Genomic DNA, 19058 nt, shown 5'->3' with positions numbered 1-19058 from the left:
GCCCTCACTTCAGCCTGCTGGAGGCCAGGATCGACACCAGGTGCAGCACGGTCTGGAGCACCGCGATGCCGGCCAGGACGGCCACGCCGAGCCGCGAGAAGAACAGGTCGCCCCGGACCTGGTCCGCGATCGCGAGCGCCAGGATCAGCAGGGAGGCCTCGATCCCGAGGATCAGACGGTGGAACTTGAGCGCTCCGGCGGCCCTGCGGGCCAGCGCCATGCCGGAGGAGCGCGGCTCGGAGGCCGCCTCCTTGACCGGCGGGAGTCCGCCCTGGTGCCGGGCGACGCCGACGAGGTCGGTCTCGGCCTTGATCAGGATGGCGCCGAGCGCGGCGAGCGTGCCGAGGAAGGCCCACAGCCAGTCGATCCGGCCGCTGCCCCACAGGTCGGCGGCGCGCAGGCCGAAACCGACCAGGACGGCCGCGTCGCACAGGTAGGCGCCGACCCGGTCGAGGTACACGCCGGCCAGCGAGAACTGCTTCTTCCAGCGGGCCACCTCGCCGTCGACGCAGTCGAGCAGCAGGTAGAGCTGGACCATGAGCACGCCGAGCAGCGCCCCGGGGATCCCGGGGATCAGCAGGGCGGGAGCGGCGAGGACGCCGGCCAGCGTCATCACGTAGGTGAGCTGGTTCGGCGTCACCCGGGTGGTCACCAGGTGCCGGGTGATCCGCAGCGAGATCTCCCGCATGTAGAGGCGGCCGCCCCAGTGTTCGCCGCTCCGCCGGTCCTTCACACCCGGGGGGTGGACGACCGGGCGGAGCTCAGCTACCGATGGCTTTTGCATAGTCGGCGTACGCGTCCCTGATCTGGTCTGTGGACAGGTCGAGGTGTTCGAGGATGGTGAACCGGCCGGGCCGGGTCTGCGGGGCGAACTCCACTGCCCGGACGAACTCGTCCACGCCGAAGCCCATCTCCTCCGGGAGCACGGGCAGGCCGTGCCGCCGCAGGGTGGCGACCATCTGCGCGGACTCCTCGGCGGCGCCGCGCAGGTGCATGGCGAAGGCGGCGCCGAGGCCGCACTGCTCGCCGTGGCTGGCCGCGCGGGTCGGGTAGAGCAGGTCGAAGGCGTGGCTGATCTCGTGGCAGGCGCCCGAGGAGGGGCGGCTGTCGCCGCTGATCGACATCGCGATGCCGGACATCACCAGGCCCTCGGAGAGGGTGACCAGGAAGTCGTCGTCGCCGACGCCGCCGGGGTGCCGGAGCACGGCCTCGCCGGCGCTGCGGGCCATGGCGGCGGCCAGGCCGTCGACCTTCTCGCCGGTCTCGCGGTGGGAGAGCTCCCAGTCGGCGATGGCGGAGAGGTTGGAGATCGCGTCGCCGATGCCGGAGCGCACGAAGCGCGCCGGGGCGTCGCGGATCACGTCGAGGTCGATGACCAGCGCGATCGGGGTCGGCACACCGTAGGAGCCCCGGCCGTTGTCGTTGTCCAGGGTGGAGATCGGCGAGCAGATCCCGTCGTGCGACAGGTTGGTCGCGATCGCGACGAGCGGCAGGCCCACCCGGGCCGCCGCGTACTTCGTCACGTCGATGATCTTGCCGCCGCCCAGGGCCACGACCGCGTCGTACCGCTTGCCGCGCATGGCGTCGGCCAGCTTGACCGCCTCGTCGATGGTGCCGCCCGCGACCGGGTACCAGTCGGCGTCCGGGAGCTCGGGGGCGAAGCGGTCACGCAGCTTCAGGCCGGAGCCGCCGCTGATGGCGACGGCGATCCGGCCGTTGCTGGAGATCCGCTGGTCCGCGAGGAGCGCGGACAGGTCCTCCAGCGCTCCTCCGCGGATGTCGACGACGACCGGCGAGGGGATGAGCCGGGTCAGTACTGGCACGCGATGTCACGGCCCTTCGCCAGGTCGTCGTGGTTGTCGATCTCGACCCACTTGATGTCGCCGATCGGCGCCACGTCGACGGCGAAGCCGCGGTTGACGAGCTCCTGGTAGCCGTCCTCGTAGTACAGGTCGGGGTCGCGCTCGAAGGTGGTCTTCAGGGCGTCGGCCAGCTCCTCGGCGGCCTCGGCCTCGATGAGGGTGACACCGATGTACTCGCCGGTCGCGTCGGCCGGGTCCATCAGCTTCGTGATCTTCTGGACGCCCTTGCCCTCGGCGGTGACGACCTTCATCTCCTCGTCGGCGAGGTTCTTCACCGTGTCGAGGGCGAGGATGATCTTCTGGCCCTGGCCGCGGGCGGCGAGCAGGGTCTGCTCGACGGAGACCGGGTGGACGGTGTCGCCGTTGGCGAGGATGACGCCCTTCTTCAGGACGTCACGGGCGCACCACAGGGAGTAGGCGTTGTTCCACTCCTCGGCCTTGTCGTTGTCGATCAGCGTGATCGAGACGCCGTACTTCGCCTCCAGGGCCTCCTTGCGCGCGTACACGGCCTCCTTGCGGTAGCCGACGACGATCGCGACCTCGGTGAGGCCGACCTCGGCGAAGTTCTTCAGCGTGAGGTCGAGGACGGTCAGCGAACCGTCGCCCTCGCGGTCCACGGGCACGAGGGCCTTCGGAAGGGTGTCGGTGTAGGGGCGCAGACGCCGTCCGGCACCGGCTGCCAGTACGAGGCCAATCATGCTGTCTCTCCTTCGTCGTGTACGGCGGGTGCTCCGGAGGAGACCCAGAAGCGGATGGACTCCACGAGGACCACGAGGCCGATGGCGACCGCGAGTGCGGTGAGCGCCGAGGTGAAGTCGTTGCCGCGGTTCGCCAGCAGGGCGGCGAGGACGACCACCACGAGCGTGCGTCCCTCGTGGCCGCCGACGGTGCGCACCAGCCACGCGGGCGGCGCGCCGGTGCCGCCGCGGATGCGGTACACCGTGTCGTAGTGATGGTAGGCGACCGCCGCGACCAGCCCGAATGCGGCGGGGAGCGCCTGGGCGGAGTCCGAGCGGGCGGCGAGCACGAGGACGGTGGTGTACTCGGCGGCGCGGAAGAGGGGCGGTACGAGCCAGTCGAGGGCGCCCTTGAGGGGGCGGGCGACGGCCGCGCCGGCGAACACCACGTACAGCACGGCGGCGACGACGGTCCCCCGGTCCCCGAAGGGGCGGCCGAGGACCCCGGCGAGCAGCACGCCCGTGGCGACCAGCGCGAGGACGAGCGTGGGCATCGCGAGGAGGCCGGTGCGGCGGGCGAGCCGGCCCGCGATCCCGGCGAGCGGGCCGGAGTCCGCGAGGTCGGCCAGGGCCTGGGCGGCCCGGTCGGTGCGGGTGGCCCGGCGGGTCAGCGAGCGCAGCACGCGGCCCGCCGTGGTGTAGGTGGCGCCGAAGGCGCAGCCGACGATCAGCGCCCAGAAGACGATCCGGGGGCTGGTGACGGCGGTGAGGACGGCGATCATCGCCCAGCGCTCGCCGATCGGCAGGATGATCATGCGGCGGGCCCAGACGGTCCAGCCGACGCCGTCGAGCCGGCTGGAGAGGGCCGCGGTGGGGCTGGTGTTGGCGGTGGCGTCGTGGTTGGCCTCGTTGAACGAGAAGTCCACCACGTGCCGGCAGGTCATCAGGACCATCGCGCCGAGCGCGAGGGCCCACACGTCGTCGCCGTTCCGGGCCGCGCCGAGGGCGAGGCCCGCGTAGAAGGCGTACTCCTTGGCGCGGTCGAAGGTGGCGTCGAGCCAGGCGCCCATCGTCGAGTACTTGAGCGCGTAGCGGGCGAGCTGCCCGTCGGTGCAGTCGAGGACGAAGGAGACCAGGAGCAGGACGCCCGCGGCGACGTACCCGGTGCGCTCGCCGGTGGCGGCGCAGCCGGCCGCGAACAGCGCGGTGAGCAGCGAGGCGGTGGTGACCTGGTTGGGGGTCAGTCCGCGGCGCGCGCACCAGCGGGCGATGTAGCGCGAGTACGGGCTGATGAAGAAGGTGGTGAAGAAGCCGTCGTGGGCCTTCACGGCGGAGCGCAGCCGGACGGCCTCGTCGTCGACGGCCGCCACGCCGGCCCGCGCCCGGTGGCGGGCCTCGGCGTCCTCGGGCACGGCGGCGACGAGGGTGCCGAGCGCCGGGCGGTGCACGGCGACGCCGTCGGCGTCGAGCGCGGTGGCGAGGGCGTCGGGGAGGTTGTCCACGACGTCGTACGGGGCGGGGGCCGGGGCCGTCGCCGCGGGGGCGTCGGTCCGGACCGCGGCCGCGGTCGGCCCGTCGGGCGCGGTGGCCGCCAGCGCGCGGGCCAGGGCCGGGCGGGCCTCGGGCTGCGCGGTCAGGGCGCCGGGCGCGGCGGCGGCCGGGAAGCGGGGGTCGGTGAGGGCCAGCCGCAGGGCGTGCTGGTGCCCGACGAAGCGGGGGTCCACGACGGCGACGCGCTGTCCGGCGGGTACGGCGGCGACCAGGCCGCTCATCTCGTGCGGACCGGAGGCGACCTCGACGTGGAAGCCGAGGGACCTCAGATCGGCGTCGAGCGACGATCCGGGTACCGGCGGACCGGTGAGGATGGCGGTCGACAGGACGAACTCACTCCTTGGAGCTGACGGACGGGCCGGCGGGGCCCACGGCACGGCCTCGGGCGCGGCGATGCGGCCCGGCACCGGGCGCGGCACGTCGGCTGAGGCTATCGGATGAACGGAAGCGCGAGTTCACCGAGGTTTCGCGGTGCGGACTCCCCCGGGCCCACCCGCGTCCCCGCGCGTGCGCCCCGTCCTGCGGAGATCATCATGGGCGATCGGCCGCCCGGCTCACAAACCGCGTCCGGGCGGAGCCGCGCGCACGTTTTGGGACACTCGGCGGCTGATATGCATAACCGCAGGTCAGAGCATATGACAACGGTGTTCAGTACCGTGTTGCACATACCCCCCACCCGTAGTTCACTTGCGAATCGGAGCACCTGAACCGGGCTCGCTCAGGGCTCACTCCGGGCTCGCTCAGGGCTCATCCGACGCTTACGGACGACACGACCGGGAGGCCTTGTCATGGGGGCTGGACACGACCACGGACACAGCCACGGCGGCCCGCCGCCGACGGGTACGGCGGCGGCGGCCTACAAGAGCCGACTGCGGATCGCACTCGGCATCACGCTCTCCGTGATGGTCGTCGAGATCATCGGTGGTGTGCTGTCCGACTCCCTCGCGCTGATCGCCGACGCGGCCCACATGGCCACCGACGCCCTCGGCCTCGGGATGGCGCTGCTCGCGATCCACTTCGCCAACCGGCCGCCGTCGGTCAACCGCACCTACGGCTACGCCCGCGCCGAGATCCTGGCCGCGCTCGCCAACTGTCTCCTGCTGCTCGGCGTCGGCGGCTACGTGCTGTACGAGGCGATCCAGCGGTTCATGGAGCCGGCCGCGACCAAGGGCGGTCTCACCATCGTCTTCGCGCTGATCGGCCTGGTCGCCAACATCATCTCGCTGTCGCTGCTCATGCGCGGCCAGAAGGAGAGCCTGAACGTCCGGGGCGCCTACCTGGAGGTGCTGGCCGACGCCCTCGGCTCGGTGACCGTGCTGGTCGCGGCGGGCATCATCCTGGCCACCGGCTGGTCCTACGCGGACCCGATCGCCTCGATCCTCATCGGCCTGATGATCGTGCCGCGCACGGTCAAGCTGCTGCGGGAGACCCTGGACGTGCTTCTGGAGGCGGCGCCCAAGGGCGTCGACATGGCGGAGGTGCGGGCGCACATCCTGGCACTGCCGGGCGTCGAGGACGTGCACGACCTGCACGCCTGGACGATCACCTCGGGCATGCCGGTGCTGTCGGCGCACGTGGTCGTGAGCCAGGACACGCTGGACGCGATCGGCCACGAGAAGATGCTGCACGACCTCCAGGGCTGCCTGGGCTCGCACTTCGACGTGGAGCACTGCACCTTCCAGCTGGAGCCGGCCGGGCACGCCGAGCACGAGGCCAAGCTCTGCCTCTGACTGTTAGCCTGGAGCGGTCCGAACGTGAGTGTGGAGAGGAGCTGAGGTTGATGACCGTCGCGATGGAGGCTGCCCGCAGCGGCAGCGCCCGGTCGTCCCTCAGCCTCCGGGTCTCCGGCTGACCTGATCCACTCGTCGGCCGGGACCCTCTCACCCAAGGGTTCCCCTACGTTGTCCGACAACATCAGCACCACCCCCGACGTCACCGACATCACCGACGCCCCCTCCGACGGCGACGCCCTGCGCGACGCCTTCTTCGCCCTGCACCACGGTCTGCCGCGGCAGGGCCCGGGCTCCGACACCACCACCCGCCGTCTGCTCTCCCTGGCCGGCCCGCTGCCCGAGCGCCCGCGCGTGCTCGACCTGGGCTGCGGCCCCGGCCGCTCCGCGCTGCTGCTCGCCGCGGAGGCGGGTGCCGAGGTGACCGCCGTCGACCTGCACGAGCCGTTCCTGGCCGAGCTGCGCCGCACGGCCGCCACCCGCGGTCTCGACGACCGGATCCACACCCTGCGCGCCGACATGGGCGCGCTGGAGGAGCTGCCCGACGGCTCCTTCGACCTCGTCTGGGCCGAGAGCTCGGCCTGGGTGATCGGCTTCGACCGGGCGCTCGCCGAGTGGCGCCGGCTCCTCGCACCCGGAGGAACCCTGGTGCTCACCGAGTGCGTCTGGACCACCGACGAGCCGGGCGGCCCGGCCCGGGCCTTCTGGGAGGAGCACTACCGGCTCCGCACCGTCGCCGGGAACGCGGCGGCGGCCGTCGGGGCCGGCTTCCACGTCCTGGGCACGTACCTCCAGCCGGAGGGCGACTGGGACGCCTACTACGGTCCGCTCGCCGCGCACGCCGACGCGGCGGACCTCTCGGTGCCCGGCATGGCCGAGGCCGTGGCCGGGGCCCGCGCCGAGATCGCGCTGCGCCGCGAGCACGGCGCCGACTACGGCTACGCCGGGTTCGTGCTGCGGTCCGCCGACCCGAGGTGGCGGACCCGGCCGGAGACCGAGGCCGACGTCCCCCGCGTACGGGAGATCAACGCGGCGGCCTTCCCCACGCCGGACGAGGCCGGCCTGGTCGACGCCCTGCGCGCGGACCGGGAGGCCTGGCTGCCCGGGCTGAGTTACGTGGCCGAGGCGCCGGACGGCACCGTCGCCGCGTACGCGCTGATCACCCGCTGCCGGGTGGACGGCGTCCCGGCCGCGGCCCTGGCGCCGGTCGCGGTGGCCCCCGCGTACCAGCGCACCGGTGCCGGCCAGGCCGTGGTGCGGGCGGTGCTCGACGCGGCGCGGCTGCGCGGGGAGCGGCTCGTCCTGGTGCTGGGCCATCCGGAGTACTACCCGCGGTTCGGGTTCGTACGTGCGTCCGAGTATGGAATCCGGCCGACCTTCGAGGTTCCGGACGAAGCGATGATGGCTCTGGATCTCGACGGTTCCGGGGCCGTGACCAGGGGCACGATCACCTATCCGTCGGCTTTCGGCGTCTGACACACCGGCCGCTCCCGCCGCACCGGCCGCTCCCGCCGCACCGGGCCCGCCCGGTGCGGCGGGAGCGGCCATGTCAGGCCCCGGAAGTACGGACAAGCCGCTTTTGTACGGCAGACTGAGGACGCCCCGCGAGGGCGAGGACCGAAGCGAAGGATGGGTATGCCGACCACACCAGCCACCGTGGACCACAGCGCGTCGAACGGAGTCCAGCCGACCGCGGCCGACGCGTCGATCATGCTCGAACTGGTCGACGAGGACGGCGTCACGATCGGCACGGCGGAGAAGCTGGCCGCGCACCAGGCGCCGGGGCAGCTGCACCGTGCCTTCTCGGTCTTCCTCTTCGACGAGTCGGGCCGGCTGCTGCTCCAGCGCCGCGCGCTGGGCAAGTACCACTCCCCCGGCGTCTGGTCGAACACCTGCTGCGGGCACCCGTACCCGGGCGAGGCGCCGTTCGCGGCGGCGGCCCGGCGCACCTTCGAGGAGCTGGGCGTCTCGCCCTCGCTGATGGCCGAGGCGGGCACGGTCCGCTACAACCACCCGGACCCGGCCTCGGGTCTGGTGGAGCAGGAGTTCAACCACCTGTTCGTCGGGCTGGTGCAGGCCGGGCCGCGGCCGGACCCGGAGGAGGTCGGCGAGACCGCCTTCGTGACCGCGGAGGAGCTGGCCGAGCGCCACGCGTCCGCGCCGTTCTCCGCCTGGTTCATGACGGTGCTCGACGCGGCGCGTCCGGCGATCAGGGAGCTGACGGGTCCGGCCGGGGGCTGGTGATCCCGACCCCCGGGAGGTGTCCCGGGACTCCCTGAGCGGGTCCCGGGATTCCCTGAGCGGGTCCCGGGATTCCCTGGGCGGAGCCGGGCAGCGCGCCCGGCGCCGCCGTACCGTGTGCCGCCGTACCGTGTCCCGCCGGTCCCGCCGGTGCCCGGCCGGGCACGAACGGGTTGAGCGGCAGCGCGGCCCAGATGATCTTCCCGCCGGTCGCGGTGTGCTCGACGTCGCAGGCACCGCCCGCCTCCAGGGCGATCTCCCGCACCAGCAGCAGCCCGCGTCCGCCGGTCTGGCCCCACTCGGCCTCCAGCGCCTTGGGGCGGTAGGGGTGGTTGTCCTCCACGGACACCCGGATCCACTCCGCCCCGATCGCCACCTCCACCGCTATCTGCGGGGAGAGCAACGCGGCGTGCTTCACCGCGTTGGTGACCAGCTCGGAGACGATGAGGAGCAGCCCCTGGAGGATGTCCTCGTGGACCGGTACGGCCTGGCGGGCCAGGAGGTCGCGGACCGCGTGCCGGGCCTGCGGCACGGAGACGTCGACCGCGGGAGCGGTGAAGCGCCAGACCCCTTCGTAGGACGGTGGCCGGGCGGGGACGCTCCCGCGGCTCTCCATCATCCGACTCCCGCCCTCGTGCTCGATTGTCGCCACGAGGTCGAGTCTTGGTAATCCACCGGCGCGCACCGGGCCACTGACCAGAAGTCGACGCCTATCGACCGGGTTCTGATCGGGTGAGTATGCCAACGTCAGTTGTTCGACTGCTCTTGATCCGACCGCTGACACCTTCGGAGGGTGCGCCGGTGTGACGATACGGCCGCCCGGATAGCATCCGGCGCATGGAGCCCCAGCTGACCGTCACCGTCGCCGACGAGGTCGCCACCGTCGTCATCGCGAACCCGGCCAAGCGCAACGCCATGACCGCCGGGATGTGGCGGGCGCTGCCGGAGCTGCTCGCCCCGCTCGCCGTCGACCCCGCCGTCCGCGCGCTGGTCCTGACCGGCGCGGGCGACACCTTCTGCGCCGGGGCCGACATCTCCGCGCTGCGCGAGCCGGGCGACGAGCAGCAGGCCCTCGCGGTACGGGCCGAGGAGGCGCTCGCCGCCTTCCCCAAGCCGACCCTCGCGGCCGTCCGCGGCTTCTGCGTGGGCGGCGGCAGCCAGCTCGCCGCCGCCTGCGACCTGCGCTTCGCCGAGGAGGGCGCCCGCTTCGGGGTGACCCCGGCGAAGCTGGGCATCGTCTACCCGTCCTCCTCCACCCGGCGGCTCGCCGCCCTGGTCGGCCCCTCGGCCGCCAAGCACCTGCTGTTCTCCGGCGAGTTGATCGACACCGAGCGGGCCCTGCGGACCGGCCTCGTCGACGAGGTGCACCCGGTGGGCGCCCTCGACAAGCGGGTGGCCGAGTTCACCCGGACCCTCGTCTCCCGCTCCCTGCTCACCCAGGCCGCCGCGAAGGAGTTCGCCGACGGGCGGACCGACCGGGACGCGCACTGGACGGAGCAGGCGCGCGGCAGCGGCGACACCGCCGAGGGGGTCGCCGCCTTCCTGGAGCGCCGCGCGGCCCGCTTCACGTACGGACTCTGACGCCCCGTCCGGTCACTCCTGGACCAGGACCTCCTCCGCCTGGCCGCGCCAGTGGGCGACGATCGAGGCCGGGGCCTTCTCCGGGGAACCCGCGTCGTACGGCGGCTGCGGGTCGTACTCGGTGAGCAGCTGGATCGTCTGGGCGGTCTCGTCGCCCGCGATCCGGCCGAGCAGGTGCAGCGCCATGTCGATGCCGGAGGAGACCCCGGCGGCCGTCACGTACTTGCCGTCGAAGACCACCCGCTCGCCGGTCGGCTCGGCGCCGAGCGGCTTCAGGTCGTCGAGGGCGAGCCAGTGGCTGGTGGCCCGGCGCCCCTCCAGGAGCCCCGCCCCGGCGAGGACCAGTGAGCCGGTGCACACCGAGGTGGTCCAGGTGCTGGTCGCGTCGGCGGTGCGCAGCCAGGCGAGGAGCTCCGGGTCGTCCATGGCCTCGCGGGAGCCGGGGCCGCCCGGCACCAGGACGATGTCGGGGCGGGGCACCTCGGCGAGCGTCTTGTCCGCGACGAGCGCGAGGCTGCCCTGGTCGTTCCTGACCGGCCCGGCCTCCTTGGCGACGAAGACGGTCTCGGCTCCGGGCAGCCGGGCGAGCAGCTCGTAGGGACCGATGGCGTCGAGGGTGGTGAAGCGGTCGTAGAGGACGACGGCGATCTGCACGGCGGTTCCTTTCGGTGGCGGGGTGCGTTACGGGGTCGGGGTCCCGGTGCGGGACGGGGGGCGGTCGACCTGGGCCGTCCCGGTACGGGGCCGGGGCCGGTCGACCGGGGCGTGGAAGCGGCGGCGGTACTCCGCCGGGGCGGTGCCCAGGGCCTTGAGGAAGGCGCGGCGCATGGCCTCGGGGGTGCCGTAGCCGGCCGCGCGGGAGACCTCCTCGACGCCCCGGCCGGAGTCCTCCAGGAGCCGGCGGGCGTGTTCGAGGCGTACGCGGTCCACGTAGCGTCCGGGGGTCGTGCCGGTCTCGGCCAGGAAGGCGCGCGCGAAGTGACGGGGCGACAGCCGGGCGCGGGCGGCGAGCGCCTCGACCGACAGGTCGCCGTCGAGGTGCTCGGTGATCCAGTGCTGGAGCTCGCGCAACGGTTCCCTGCGGGCGGTCTGGGCGGACAACTGCACGCTGAACTGGGCCTGGTTGCCGGGCCTGCGCAGGAAGACGACGAGGTGGCGGGCGACGGTCAGGGCGACGTCGCGGCCCAGGTCCTCCTCGACCAGGGCGAGCGCGAGGTCGATGCCCGCGGTGACCCCGGCGGAGGTGGCGAGCCGCCCGTCCCGTACGAAGATCGGGTCCGGGTCCACCTCCACGGCGGGGAAGCGGCGGGCGAGCTGCGCGCAGGCGAGCCAGTGGGTGGTGACCCGGTGCCCGTCGAGCAGCCCCGCCTCGGCGAGCAGCAGCGCGCCGGTGCACACGGAGACCAGCCGCTCGGCCCGGGGGCCGTGGGCGCGCAGCCACGCGACGAGGGCGGGGTCCGGATGGCGGGTGCCCTCGCCGCCCGGGACGAGGAGGGTGTGCGGGGGCCCGTCGGCGACGGCCTCGGCGAGGCTGGTGTCGGGGAGCAGCCGCAGCCCGCTGTGGGTGCGGACCGGGCCGCCGTCGAGCGAGGCGGTGCGGACGGGATAGGCGTCCGGGAGGCCCGCCGCCCGGCCGGCCCCGGCGAAGACCTCCACCGGGCCGGTGACGTCGAGGCTCTGCACGGCGTCGAAGAGCACGACGAGAACGGGTCGCTGCGGCATGGCCCCATCCTTCGCCCGGCCCCTGGTGGCCGCAAGGACGGATACCCCACCTTTCCTGCCTTCGCGGATACGGCGGGAGGCGCGCGGCCTCGGGCGCTTCGGCCCCTCCGTGTTTCGGCCGCGCGCACCCCGGCGGACCGCCCTCCGAACGCCCGCGCATGCGGGCGCGGACCGTGGCCGGTCCCGGCGTTCCCTCCGTACCGACCGGTAGGTAAGGTGCGCGGCATGACGAACCTGCCGCCCCTCGCCGGCCGCCGCTGCGCCCACCGGATGAACATGCTGCACGCGACGCTGTTCTTCTCGCCCGACCTGGACACCGAGTGCAAGGAGCTCGGCATCGAGGACCCGGCCGCGATGCGGCTGGCCGCGCGCAGCGCCCCGCTCGGGGCCGTGGGCGCCGGGACCGTCGCCGCGACCTTCTACAACTACCACCACGGGCTGCTCGCCCGGCACCTGCCGGGCGTGTGGGAGTCCGCCTCCCCCGCCGCCGTGCTCGACGCCCGGCTGCGGGCGGCCGACACCACCCTGAACCGGCTGCTCGGCGCCGAGGCCCTCGCCTCGCCGGAGATGGCCGAGGCGGCCGAGCTCGCGCTGGACGCCGCCGAGGGGTGCACCCGGCACGCCCGCCCGCTGTACGCCGGCAACGCCGACCTGCCCGTCCCGGACGCCCCGCACCTGCGCCTGTGGCACGCGACGACGCTGCTGCGCGAGCACCGCGGCGACGGGCACATGGCGTCCCTGCTGAGCGCGGGGCTCGACCCGGTGGAGGCGCTCGTCAGCCACACGGCCTCCGGCCAGGGCATGAACCCGCGCTGGATCCTCAGCACCCGGGGCTGGCGGCGCGCCGACTGGGACGCGGCCGCGGAGCGGCTGCGCGGGCGCGGGCTGCTCGACGCCGAGGGCGGGCTCACCGGCGCGGGCACGGCCCTGCGCGAGGCCCTGGAGGACGAGACAGACCGCCTGGACGCGGCCCCGTACGAGCGCCTGGGCGCGGAGGGGGTCGCCCGGCTCACCGCGCTGGCGAAGGGCTTCCTGGTGACGGCGGTGGGCGCCGGCGCGTTCCCGGCGGACCTGATGGGGAGGGCCTGACCGGAAGGGCCTGACCGGCCTCGGCGGGCACTGCCGGGCGCTGCCGGACACTGCCGGACACCGCTCGACGCCGTCCGGGGCGGGTCGGTTGCCGCGTACGGGTGAGCGACCGGGCAGAATGCATGCGCAACCCAGAGGCACGAGAAGGCGGGTCGGACATCGTGACGACGTCCATCGAGGCAAGGATCGCCGAGGAGCTCGGCGTACGCGAGCGACAGGTGAGGGCGGCCGTCGAACTACTGGACGGCGGCTCGACCGTGCCGTTCATCGCGCGCTACCGCAAGGAAGCGACCGAGCTGCTCGACGACGCGCAGCTGCGCACCCTGGAGGAGCGGCTGCGGTACCTGCGGGAGCTGGAGGACCGGCGCGCCGCCGTCCTCGACTCCGTGCGGGAGCAGGGCAAGCTCACCCCGGAGCTGGAGGCGCGGCTGCTGGCCGCCGACACCAAGGCGCGGCTGGAGGACATCTACCTGCCGTTCAAGCCGAAGCGGCGGACCAAGGCGCAGATCGCCCGCGAGGCCGGTCTGACGCCGCTCGCCGAGGGGCTGCTCGGCGACCCGTCGGTGGACCCGCTCGCGGCGGCCGCCGCGTTCGTCGACGCGGACAAGGGCGTCGCCGACCCGGCGGCGGCCCTGGAGGGCGCGCGGGCGATCCTCACGGAGCGGTTCTCGGAGGACGCCGACCTGATCGGCGAGCTGCGCGAGCGGATGTGGGGCCGGGGCCGGCTGGTCGCCAAGGTGCGGGCGGGCAACGAGGAGGCGGGCGCGAAGTTCGCCGACTACTTCGACTTCGCCGAGCCGTTCACGGCGCTGCCCTCGCACCGGATCCTCGCGATGCTGCGCGGCGAGAAGGAGGACGTGCTCAGCCTGGAGCTCGAACCGGAGGAGCCGTCGGAGGCCGCCACGGCGACCGCGACCTCCTCCTACGAGCCGATCGTCGCGCACCGCTTCGGCGTCGCCGACCGGGGCCGCCCCGGCGACAAGTGGCTCCTGGACACGGTCCGCTGGGCCTGGCGGACGCGGATCCTGGTCCACCTCGGCATCGACCTGCGGCTGCGGCTGCGGACGGCCGCCGAGGACGAGGCGGTGCGGGTGTTCGCGGCGAACCTGCGCGACCTGCTGCTCGCCGCGCCGGCCGGCACCCGCGCGACGCTCGGCCTCGACCCCGGCTTCCGTACCGGGGTGAAGGTGGCCGTGGTCGACGGGACCGGCAAGGTGGTCGCCACCGACGTGATCTACCCGCACGTGCCGGCGAACAAGTGGGACGAGTCGCTCGCGAAGCTGGCCCGGCTCGCCAAGGAGCACGCGGTCGAGCTGGTCGCCATCGGCAACGGCACGGCGTCCCGCGAGACGGACCGGCTGGCGACCGAACTCATCGCCAAGCACCCGGAGTTGAACCTCACCAAGGTGATGGTGTCGGAGGCCGGCGCCTCGGTGTACTCGGCGTCCGCGTTCGCCTCGCAGGAACTCCCGGATCTGGACGTGTCGTTGCGCGGCGCGGTGTCGATCGCGCGGCGGCTCCAGGACCCGCTGGCCGAGCTCGTGAAGATCGACCCGAAGTCGATCGGCGTCGGCCAGTACCAGCACGACCTGTCCGAGGTGAAGCTCTCGCGTTCCCTGGACGCGGTGGTCGAGGACTGTGTGAACGGCGTCGGCGTCGACGTCAACACGGCGTCCGCGCCGCTGCTTTCGCGGGTCTCGGGCATCGGCGCGGGCCTCGCGGAGAACATCGTGGCGCACCGCGACGCCAACGGCCCGTTCCGCTCCCGGCGCGCGCTGAAGGACGTGTCGCGGCTCGGCCCGAAGGCGTACGAGCAGTGCGCCGGCTTCCTGCGCATCCGCGGCGGCGACGACCCGCTGGACGCGTCGGCCGTGCACCCCGAGGCGTACCCCGTGGTGCGGCGGATGGTGAAGACGGCGGGCGGCGAGGTCGGCGCGCTGATCGGCAACACGGGCGTGCTGCGCTCGCTGCGGGCCGACACGTTCGTGGACGCGACCTTCGGTCTGCCCACGGTCAACGACATCCTGCGGGAGCTGGAGAAGCCGGGCCGCGACCCGCGTCCCGCGTTCCGCACGGCCACGTTCAAGGAGGGCGTCGAGAAGATCGGCGACCTGGTGTCCGGGATGGTCCTGGAGGGCGTCGTCACCAACGTGGCCGCCTTCGGCGCGTTCGTGGACGTCGGTGTGCACCAGGACGGTCTCGTGCACGTCTCCGCCATGTCCAAGACCTTCGTCAAGGACCCGCGGGACGTGGTGAAGCCGGGTGACGTGGTCCGGGTGAAGGTCCTGGACGTCGACATCCCGCGCAAGCGCATCTCGCTGACCCTCCGCCTGGACGACGAGGCGACGACGGCGGAGCCCGCCGCGTCCGCCCCGAGGCGGGACCGCGGCGAGCGCCGCGACCGGGGCGGCGAGCGCGGTGGCGACCGGGGCGGCGACCGGGGTGGGCGTCCCCCGCAGCAGCGGCGCGGCCAGGCGCAGGGTGCGGCCCCGGCCGCGGCCCCCTCCAACAGCGCGATGGCCGACGCCCTGCGCAAGGCGGGGCTGCTCGGCGAGAACGGCGGCGGGAAGCGGCGCGGCCGGTGAGGTGAACGCCGAGGGGGCCCGGCCGTGTGGCCGGGCCCCCTCGGCGTATCCGCTCGGCGTATCCGCTCGCCGTATCCCCTCGGCAGGGCTACGGCACGAAGCGCAGCGCCCAGTCCGCCCGGTTCGCGACCGTCAGGTCGTCGTCCTCCGTCAGCGGCCGGAGCAGCTTGCGGGCGGTGTCCGGGTCGGCCTGGACCAGATCGACGATCTCGGCGGCCAGGCCGTCCTGGTCATCGCCGAGGTCGACGGCGGAGGCCCGGATCAGGACCGGGAGGCGGTCGGCGCCGCCGAGGGCCGCGATGACGCCGCCGAGGAGCTCGCGGGCGTAGGCGTTGCGGTCGGCGAGCGCGCGGTCGAGCTCGGACTCCAGGCGCGGGAGCAGGCCGAGGTCGCCGGAGGCCGCGAGGGCGTCGGCGAGGTCGATGGTCTCGTCGATGTCGGCTTCGAGGTCGTCGAGCATCCCGATCAAGCGGGTCACGCGGGCGTCGTCGGTCATGGTGCCTCCTGGAATGCGCCGTCCACCAGGACGGGGACGGTGGCGGAGGAGTCGATCTCGGCGGCCACCTCCACGTCCTGCGGACAGCCGTACGCGTACAGTTCACGGCCCGAGTCGCAGCCCCGCAAGGCGGCGGCCGGGTCCTCCGTGGCGTCCCACAGCGTGGCCGCCGCGGTCGCCTCGGGCGTCAGGGTGTGCGGCCCGGCGGCGCGCAGCGCGGCGAGGACCGCGCCCGCGCCCAGCAGGTCCTCCAGGGCGGGGCGCAGCGAGCCGTCCGGCCACCGTTCGCCGGAGGCCACGACCGCGAGGGGGCGCTCGGCGGAGCCGTAGCCGCGCGCGGCGAGCCAGTGGGCGACGGCGGTGCAGTTGCGCAGCGAGGCGGCGACCACGGTGGCCCGGCCGGCCGCGGCCTCCACCGCGATGGTGGAGCCGTTCGGGGAGGGCAGCACCAGCCGGGCGGGGGCGGGCGCGGCCCGCAGCCCGGCCGGGGACAGCGACCACGGGTGGGCCTCGGTGGTCTCGCGCCGTCCGACGGCGAGGACGGCGTCCCGTTCCCGCGCGTACGCGGCGGCGCGCGCGTCCCGCCACCGGTACGGGTGGACGGCCGTGCCCGCCTCGACGGCGACGCCGACGGCGGTCGTGAACGACAGCACGTCCACGACGACCACGCAGGCGGCGGCCGGGGCCAGCGCCCGGGCCTCGACGGGCCCCCAGCCGAAGGAGACCCCCTGCCCGGCGGCCGGCCACCCGAAGGAGGCCGTCATCAGAGCTCCGTCACCTTGCCGTCGGCGACCTCGACGCGCCGGGTGGTGCGGACCGCGTCCAGCATCCGCCGGTCGTGGGTGACGAGGAGCAGGGTGCCGTCGTACGAGTCGAGGGCGGACTCCAGCTGCTCGATCGCGGGCAGGTCCAGGTGGTTGGTCGGCTCGTCGAGGACGAGCAGGTTGACCCCGCGGCCCTGGAGCAGCGCGAGCCCGGCCCGGGTGCGCTCGCCGGGCGACAGCGTGGTCGCGGGCCGCAGCACGTGCTCCGCCTTGAGGCCGAACTTGGCGAGCAGCGTGCGGACCTCGGCCGGCTCCGTCTCGGGGACGGCGGCGCAGAACGCCTCCAGCAGGGTCTCCGTGCCGTAGAACAGCTTGCGGGCCTGGTCGACCTCGCCGACCACGACGCCCGGGCCGAGAGACGCGTCGCCGGAGTCCAGCGGCAGCCGGCCGAGCAGCGCGGCGAGCAGGGTCGACTTGCCGGCCCCGTTGGCGCCGGTGATCGCGACCCGGTCGGCCCAGTCGACCTGGAGGGAGACCGGCCCGAAGGAGAAGTCGCCGCGGCGCACCGCGGCCTCCCGCAGGGTGGCCACGACCGCGCCGGAACGCGGGGCCGCCGCGATCTCCATGCGCAGCTCCCACTCCTTGCGGGGCTCGTCGACGACGTCCAGGCGCTCGATCATGCGCTGCGTCTGGCGGGCCTTCGCGGCCTGCTTCTCGCTGGACTCGCCGCGCAGCTTGCGTCCGATCTTGTCGTTGTCGGAGGACTTGCGGCGCGCGTTGCGGACGCCCTTGTCCATCCAGTTGCGCTGCATGAGGGCGCGCCCCTCCAGGGCGGCCTTCTTGTCGGCGTACTCCTCGAAGTCCTCGCGGGCGTGCCGCCGCGCGGTGTCCCGCTCCTCCAGGTAGGCCTCGTAGCCACCGCCGTAGAGCGTGATCTGCTGCTGGGCGAGGTCGAGTTCGAGGACCTTGGTGACCGTGCGGGTGAGGAACTCGCGGTCGTGGCTGATGACGACGGTGCCCGCGCGCAGCCCCTGCACGAAGCCTTCGAGGCGCTCCAGGCCCTCCAGGTCGAGGTCGTTGGTGGGCTCGTCGAGGAGGAAGACGTCGTAGCGGGAGAGCAGGAGGGAGGCGAGGCCGGCACGGGCGGCCTGGCCGCCGGAGAGGCCGGTCATCGGCTGGTCGAGCCCGACGGTGAGGCCGAGGGAGCCGGCGACCTCCTCGGCCCGCTCGTCGAGGTCGGCGCCGCCGAGGTCGAGCCAGCGCTCCAGGCTCACGGCGTACGCGTCGTCGGCACCGGGCGTGCCGTCGACGAGGCCCTGGGTGGCCTCGTCCATCGCGGTCTGCGCCGCGGCGACCCCGGTGCGGCGGGCCAGGAACGCGCGCACGGTCTCGCCCTCGCGCCGCTCCGGCTCCTGCGGGAGGTGCCCGACGGCGGCGGTGGGCGGCGAGAGGCGCAGCTCACCGTCCTCGGGGGTGTCGAGGCCCGCGAGCAGGCGCAGCAGGGTGGACTTCCCGGCCCCGTTGACCCCGACGAGGCCGATGACGTCCCCGGGGGCGACGACGAGGTCGAGCCCGGAGAAGAGGGAGCGGTCGCCGTGGCCGGCGGCGAGGTTCTTGGCGACGAGGGTGGCAGTCATCAGGGAATGAATCCTAGGTGAGGGCGGGAGTGGGGGTGGCACGAGCGTCCGGCGGGGATTCCGTCGCCGTTCCGTACGCGCGGGCCTTCCCCGGTCGGTACGGTCCCGCCATGGACAGTGACAGGGGCGGGGCCGGCGCCAGGACCGGCGACGGGGACAGCGGTGTGGTCGTGGTCGGCGGCGGGGTCGTCGGGCTGACGACGGCGATCCGGCTCGCGGAGCGGGGGCTGCGGGTCCGGGTCTGGTCCCGGGACGCGGTGACGGCGACGACCTCGGCGGTGGCGGGCGCGTTGTGGTGGCCGTACCGGATCGAGCCGGAGGCGGAGGTCGGCGCCTGGTCGCTCGCCTCGCTGCGCCGGTACGAGGAGCTGGCCGCCGACGCGTCGGCGACGGGGGTGCGCCTGGTGGCGGGCGTGCACGCGGACACCGTCCTCGACGGGCTCGGGGCCTGGGCGAAGGAGGTCGAGGGGCTGCGGCAGCTGCCGCCGGACGAGGTGCCGGGGCCGTACGCGGTGGGGCTGGCCGCCCGCCTGCCGCTGATCGACATGCCGGTGCACCTGGCCTGGCTGCGGACCCGGTTCGAGGAGCTGGGCGGCTCCTTCGAGCGGCGCGTGGTGACGGGGAGCGGCTTCGCGGAGGCCGCCGCCGAGGCGCGGGTGGTGGTGGACTGCACGGGGCTCGCGGCGCGGGAGCTGGTCCCGGACCCGCGGCTGCGGCCGGTGCGGGGGCAGCTGGTGCTGGTGGAGAACCCGGGCGTGGACACCTGGTTCACGGCCGCCGACGGGGCGGCCGACGAGACGACGTACTTCTTCCCGCAGCCGGGGCGGCTGATCCTGGGTGGCACCGCGCAGGAGGACACGGCGAGCCTGGAGCCCGACCCGGCGACCGCGGCGCGGATCGTGGCGCGGTGCGCCCGGATCCGGCCCGAGATCGCGGGCGCCCGGATCCTGGGTCACCGCGTGGGGCTGCGGCCCGCGCGGGCAGGCGGGGTGCGCATCGAGGCGGAGGCGCTGCCGGGCGGCGGGCTGCTGGTGCACAACTACGGGCACGGCGGGGCGGGGGTCACCGTCGCCTGGGGGTGCGCGGAGCGGGCGGCGGAGCTGGTCGCCGGGGGGTGAGGGGC

16 protein-coding genes and 1 pseudogene are annotated in these 19058 nt (G+C 74.2%); 7 read left to right on the top strand and 10 right to left on the bottom strand.

Annotation, left to right across the window (positions count from 1 at the left end; genetic code table 11):
• Positions 1–4: 4 nt before the first annotated feature.
• Genes AB0Q96_RS11160 through AB0Q96_RS11145 form a run of 4 tightly spaced genes read right to left on the bottom strand, consistent with a single transcriptional unit; the run spans position 5 to position 4416 of the window.
• Positions 5–784, bottom strand: a complete 780-nt coding sequence (locus tag AB0Q96_RS11160) for a CDP-alcohol phosphatidyltransferase family protein (protein WP_365323950.1) — start codon at positions 782–784, stop codon at positions 5–7.
• A complete protein-coding gene (locus AB0Q96_RS11155; protein WP_365323948.1) occupies positions 762–1823 on the bottom strand; it encodes an iron-containing alcohol dehydrogenase family protein in 1062 nt (353 codons plus the stop codon). Before AB0Q96_RS11155 ends, AB0Q96_RS11160 begins: the two co-directional genes overlap by 23 nt.
• A complete protein-coding gene (locus AB0Q96_RS11150) occupies positions 1811–2560 on the bottom strand; it encodes a phosphocholine cytidylyltransferase family protein (protein ID WP_365323946.1) in 750 nt (249 codons plus the stop codon). Before AB0Q96_RS11150 ends, AB0Q96_RS11155 begins: the two co-directional genes overlap by 13 nt.
• A complete protein-coding gene (locus tag AB0Q96_RS11145) occupies positions 2557–4416 on the bottom strand; it encodes a DUF5941 domain-containing protein (protein WP_365324072.1) in 1860 nt (619 codons plus the stop codon). The genes AB0Q96_RS11150 and AB0Q96_RS11145 overlap by 4 nt, the downstream gene beginning before the upstream one ends.
• 462 nt (positions 4417–4878) lie before the next feature.
• Between AB0Q96_RS11145 and AB0Q96_RS11140 the strand changes: the two genes are divergently transcribed.
• From AB0Q96_RS11140 to idi, 3 genes are all read left to right on the top strand, one after another.
• Positions 4879–5820 (top strand): cation diffusion facilitator family transporter, encoded by a 942-nt coding sequence (locus AB0Q96_RS11140; protein ID WP_365323945.1) that lies wholly within the window; start codon positions 4879–4881, stop codon positions 5818–5820.
• A 210-nt stretch (positions 5821–6030) separates the two neighbouring features.
• On the top strand, positions 6031–7296 hold the full coding sequence (locus AB0Q96_RS11135) for a bifunctional class I SAM-dependent methyltransferase/N-acetyltransferase (protein WP_365324070.1): 1266 nt from the start codon (positions 6031–6033) through the stop codon (positions 7294–7296).
• A 159-nt stretch (positions 7297–7455) separates the two neighbouring features.
• Positions 7456–8064, top strand: coding sequence for an isopentenyl-diphosphate Delta-isomerase (gene idi / locus AB0Q96_RS11130; RefSeq protein WP_365323943.1), 609 nt, complete (start codon positions 7456–7458; stop codon positions 8062–8064).
• 166 nt (positions 8065–8230) lie between these two features.
• Here the strand turns inward: idi and AB0Q96_RS11125 are convergent.
• Positions 8231–8677: pseudogene (locus AB0Q96_RS11125) on the bottom strand (ATP-binding protein); the annotation flags it as partial.
• A 221-nt stretch (positions 8678–8898) separates the two neighbouring features.
• Here AB0Q96_RS11125 and AB0Q96_RS11120 point away from each other — a divergent pair.
• The gene (locus AB0Q96_RS11120) at positions 8899–9642 is read left to right on the top strand and encodes an enoyl-CoA hydratase/isomerase family protein (protein WP_365323941.1); all 744 of its coding nucleotides are present in this window, start codon (positions 8899–8901) and stop codon (positions 9640–9642) included.
• Positions 9643–9654: 12 nt separating this feature from the next.
• Here the strand turns inward: AB0Q96_RS11120 and AB0Q96_RS11115 are convergent, their stop codons facing one another.
• Together AB0Q96_RS11115 and AB0Q96_RS11110 are read right to left on the bottom strand one after the other, a co-directional pair.
• Entirely contained in the window at positions 9655–10296 is a 642-nt protein-coding gene (locus tag AB0Q96_RS11115; RefSeq protein ID WP_365323939.1) for a DJ-1/PfpI family protein, read from the bottom strand.
• A gap of 27 nt (positions 10297–10323) precedes the next feature.
• Entirely contained in the window at positions 10324–11364 is a 1041-nt protein-coding gene (locus AB0Q96_RS11110; protein WP_365323937.1) for a GlxA family transcriptional regulator, read from the bottom strand.
• A 225-nt stretch (positions 11365–11589) separates the two neighbouring features.
• Here AB0Q96_RS11110 and AB0Q96_RS11105 point away from each other — a divergent pair, with 225 nt between their 5' ends.
• Positions 11590–12453, top strand: coding sequence for a hypothetical protein (locus AB0Q96_RS11105; protein WP_365323935.1), 864 nt, complete (start codon positions 11590–11592; stop codon positions 12451–12453).
• Positions 12454–12614: 161 nt separating this feature from the next.
• Positions 12615–15038, top strand: a complete 2424-nt coding sequence (locus AB0Q96_RS11100) for a Tex family protein (protein WP_365323933.1) — start codon at positions 12615–12617, stop codon at positions 15036–15038.
• A gap of 88 nt (positions 15039–15126) precedes the next feature.
• On the opposite strand, the gene AB0Q96_RS11095 is transcribed toward AB0Q96_RS11100, so the two are convergent.
• Genes AB0Q96_RS11095 through AB0Q96_RS11085 form a run of 3 tightly spaced genes read right to left on the bottom strand, consistent with a single transcriptional unit; the run spans position 15127 to position 17935 of the window.
• Entirely contained in the window at positions 15127–15534 is a 408-nt protein-coding gene (locus tag AB0Q96_RS11095) for a hypothetical protein (RefSeq protein ID WP_365323932.1), read from the bottom strand.
• Complete coding sequence (locus AB0Q96_RS11090) at positions 15531–16298, bottom strand: 2-phosphosulfolactate phosphatase (RefSeq protein WP_365323930.1); 768 nt, start codon at positions 16296–16298, stop codon at positions 15531–15533. The genes AB0Q96_RS11095 and AB0Q96_RS11090 overlap by 4 nt, the downstream gene beginning before the upstream one ends.
• Positions 16298–17935 carry an ABC-F family ATP-binding cassette domain-containing protein gene (locus tag AB0Q96_RS11085; protein WP_365323928.1) on the bottom strand — a complete coding sequence of 546 codons (1638 nt, stop codon included), beginning with the start codon at positions 17933–17935 and terminating at the stop codon, positions 16298–16300. The genes AB0Q96_RS11090 and AB0Q96_RS11085 overlap by 1 nt, the downstream gene beginning before the upstream one ends.
• Before the next feature lie 110 nt (positions 17936–18045).
• On the opposite strand from AB0Q96_RS11085, the gene AB0Q96_RS11080 reads away from it, so the two are divergent.
• Positions 18046–19053 (top strand): FAD-dependent oxidoreductase, encoded by a 1008-nt coding sequence (locus AB0Q96_RS11080; RefSeq protein ID WP_365323926.1) that lies wholly within the window; start codon positions 18046–18048, stop codon positions 19051–19053.
• Positions 19054–19058: the final 5 nt, after the last annotated feature.

It is taken from the genome of Streptomyces sp. NPDC093111, assembly GCF_040683955.1.
GTDB lineage: Bacteria > Actinomycetota > Actinomycetes > Streptomycetales > Streptomycetaceae > Streptomyces.
The sequence above is the reverse complement of the archived record's forward strand: the minus strand, read 5'-3'. Positions and strand labels throughout refer to the sequence as shown.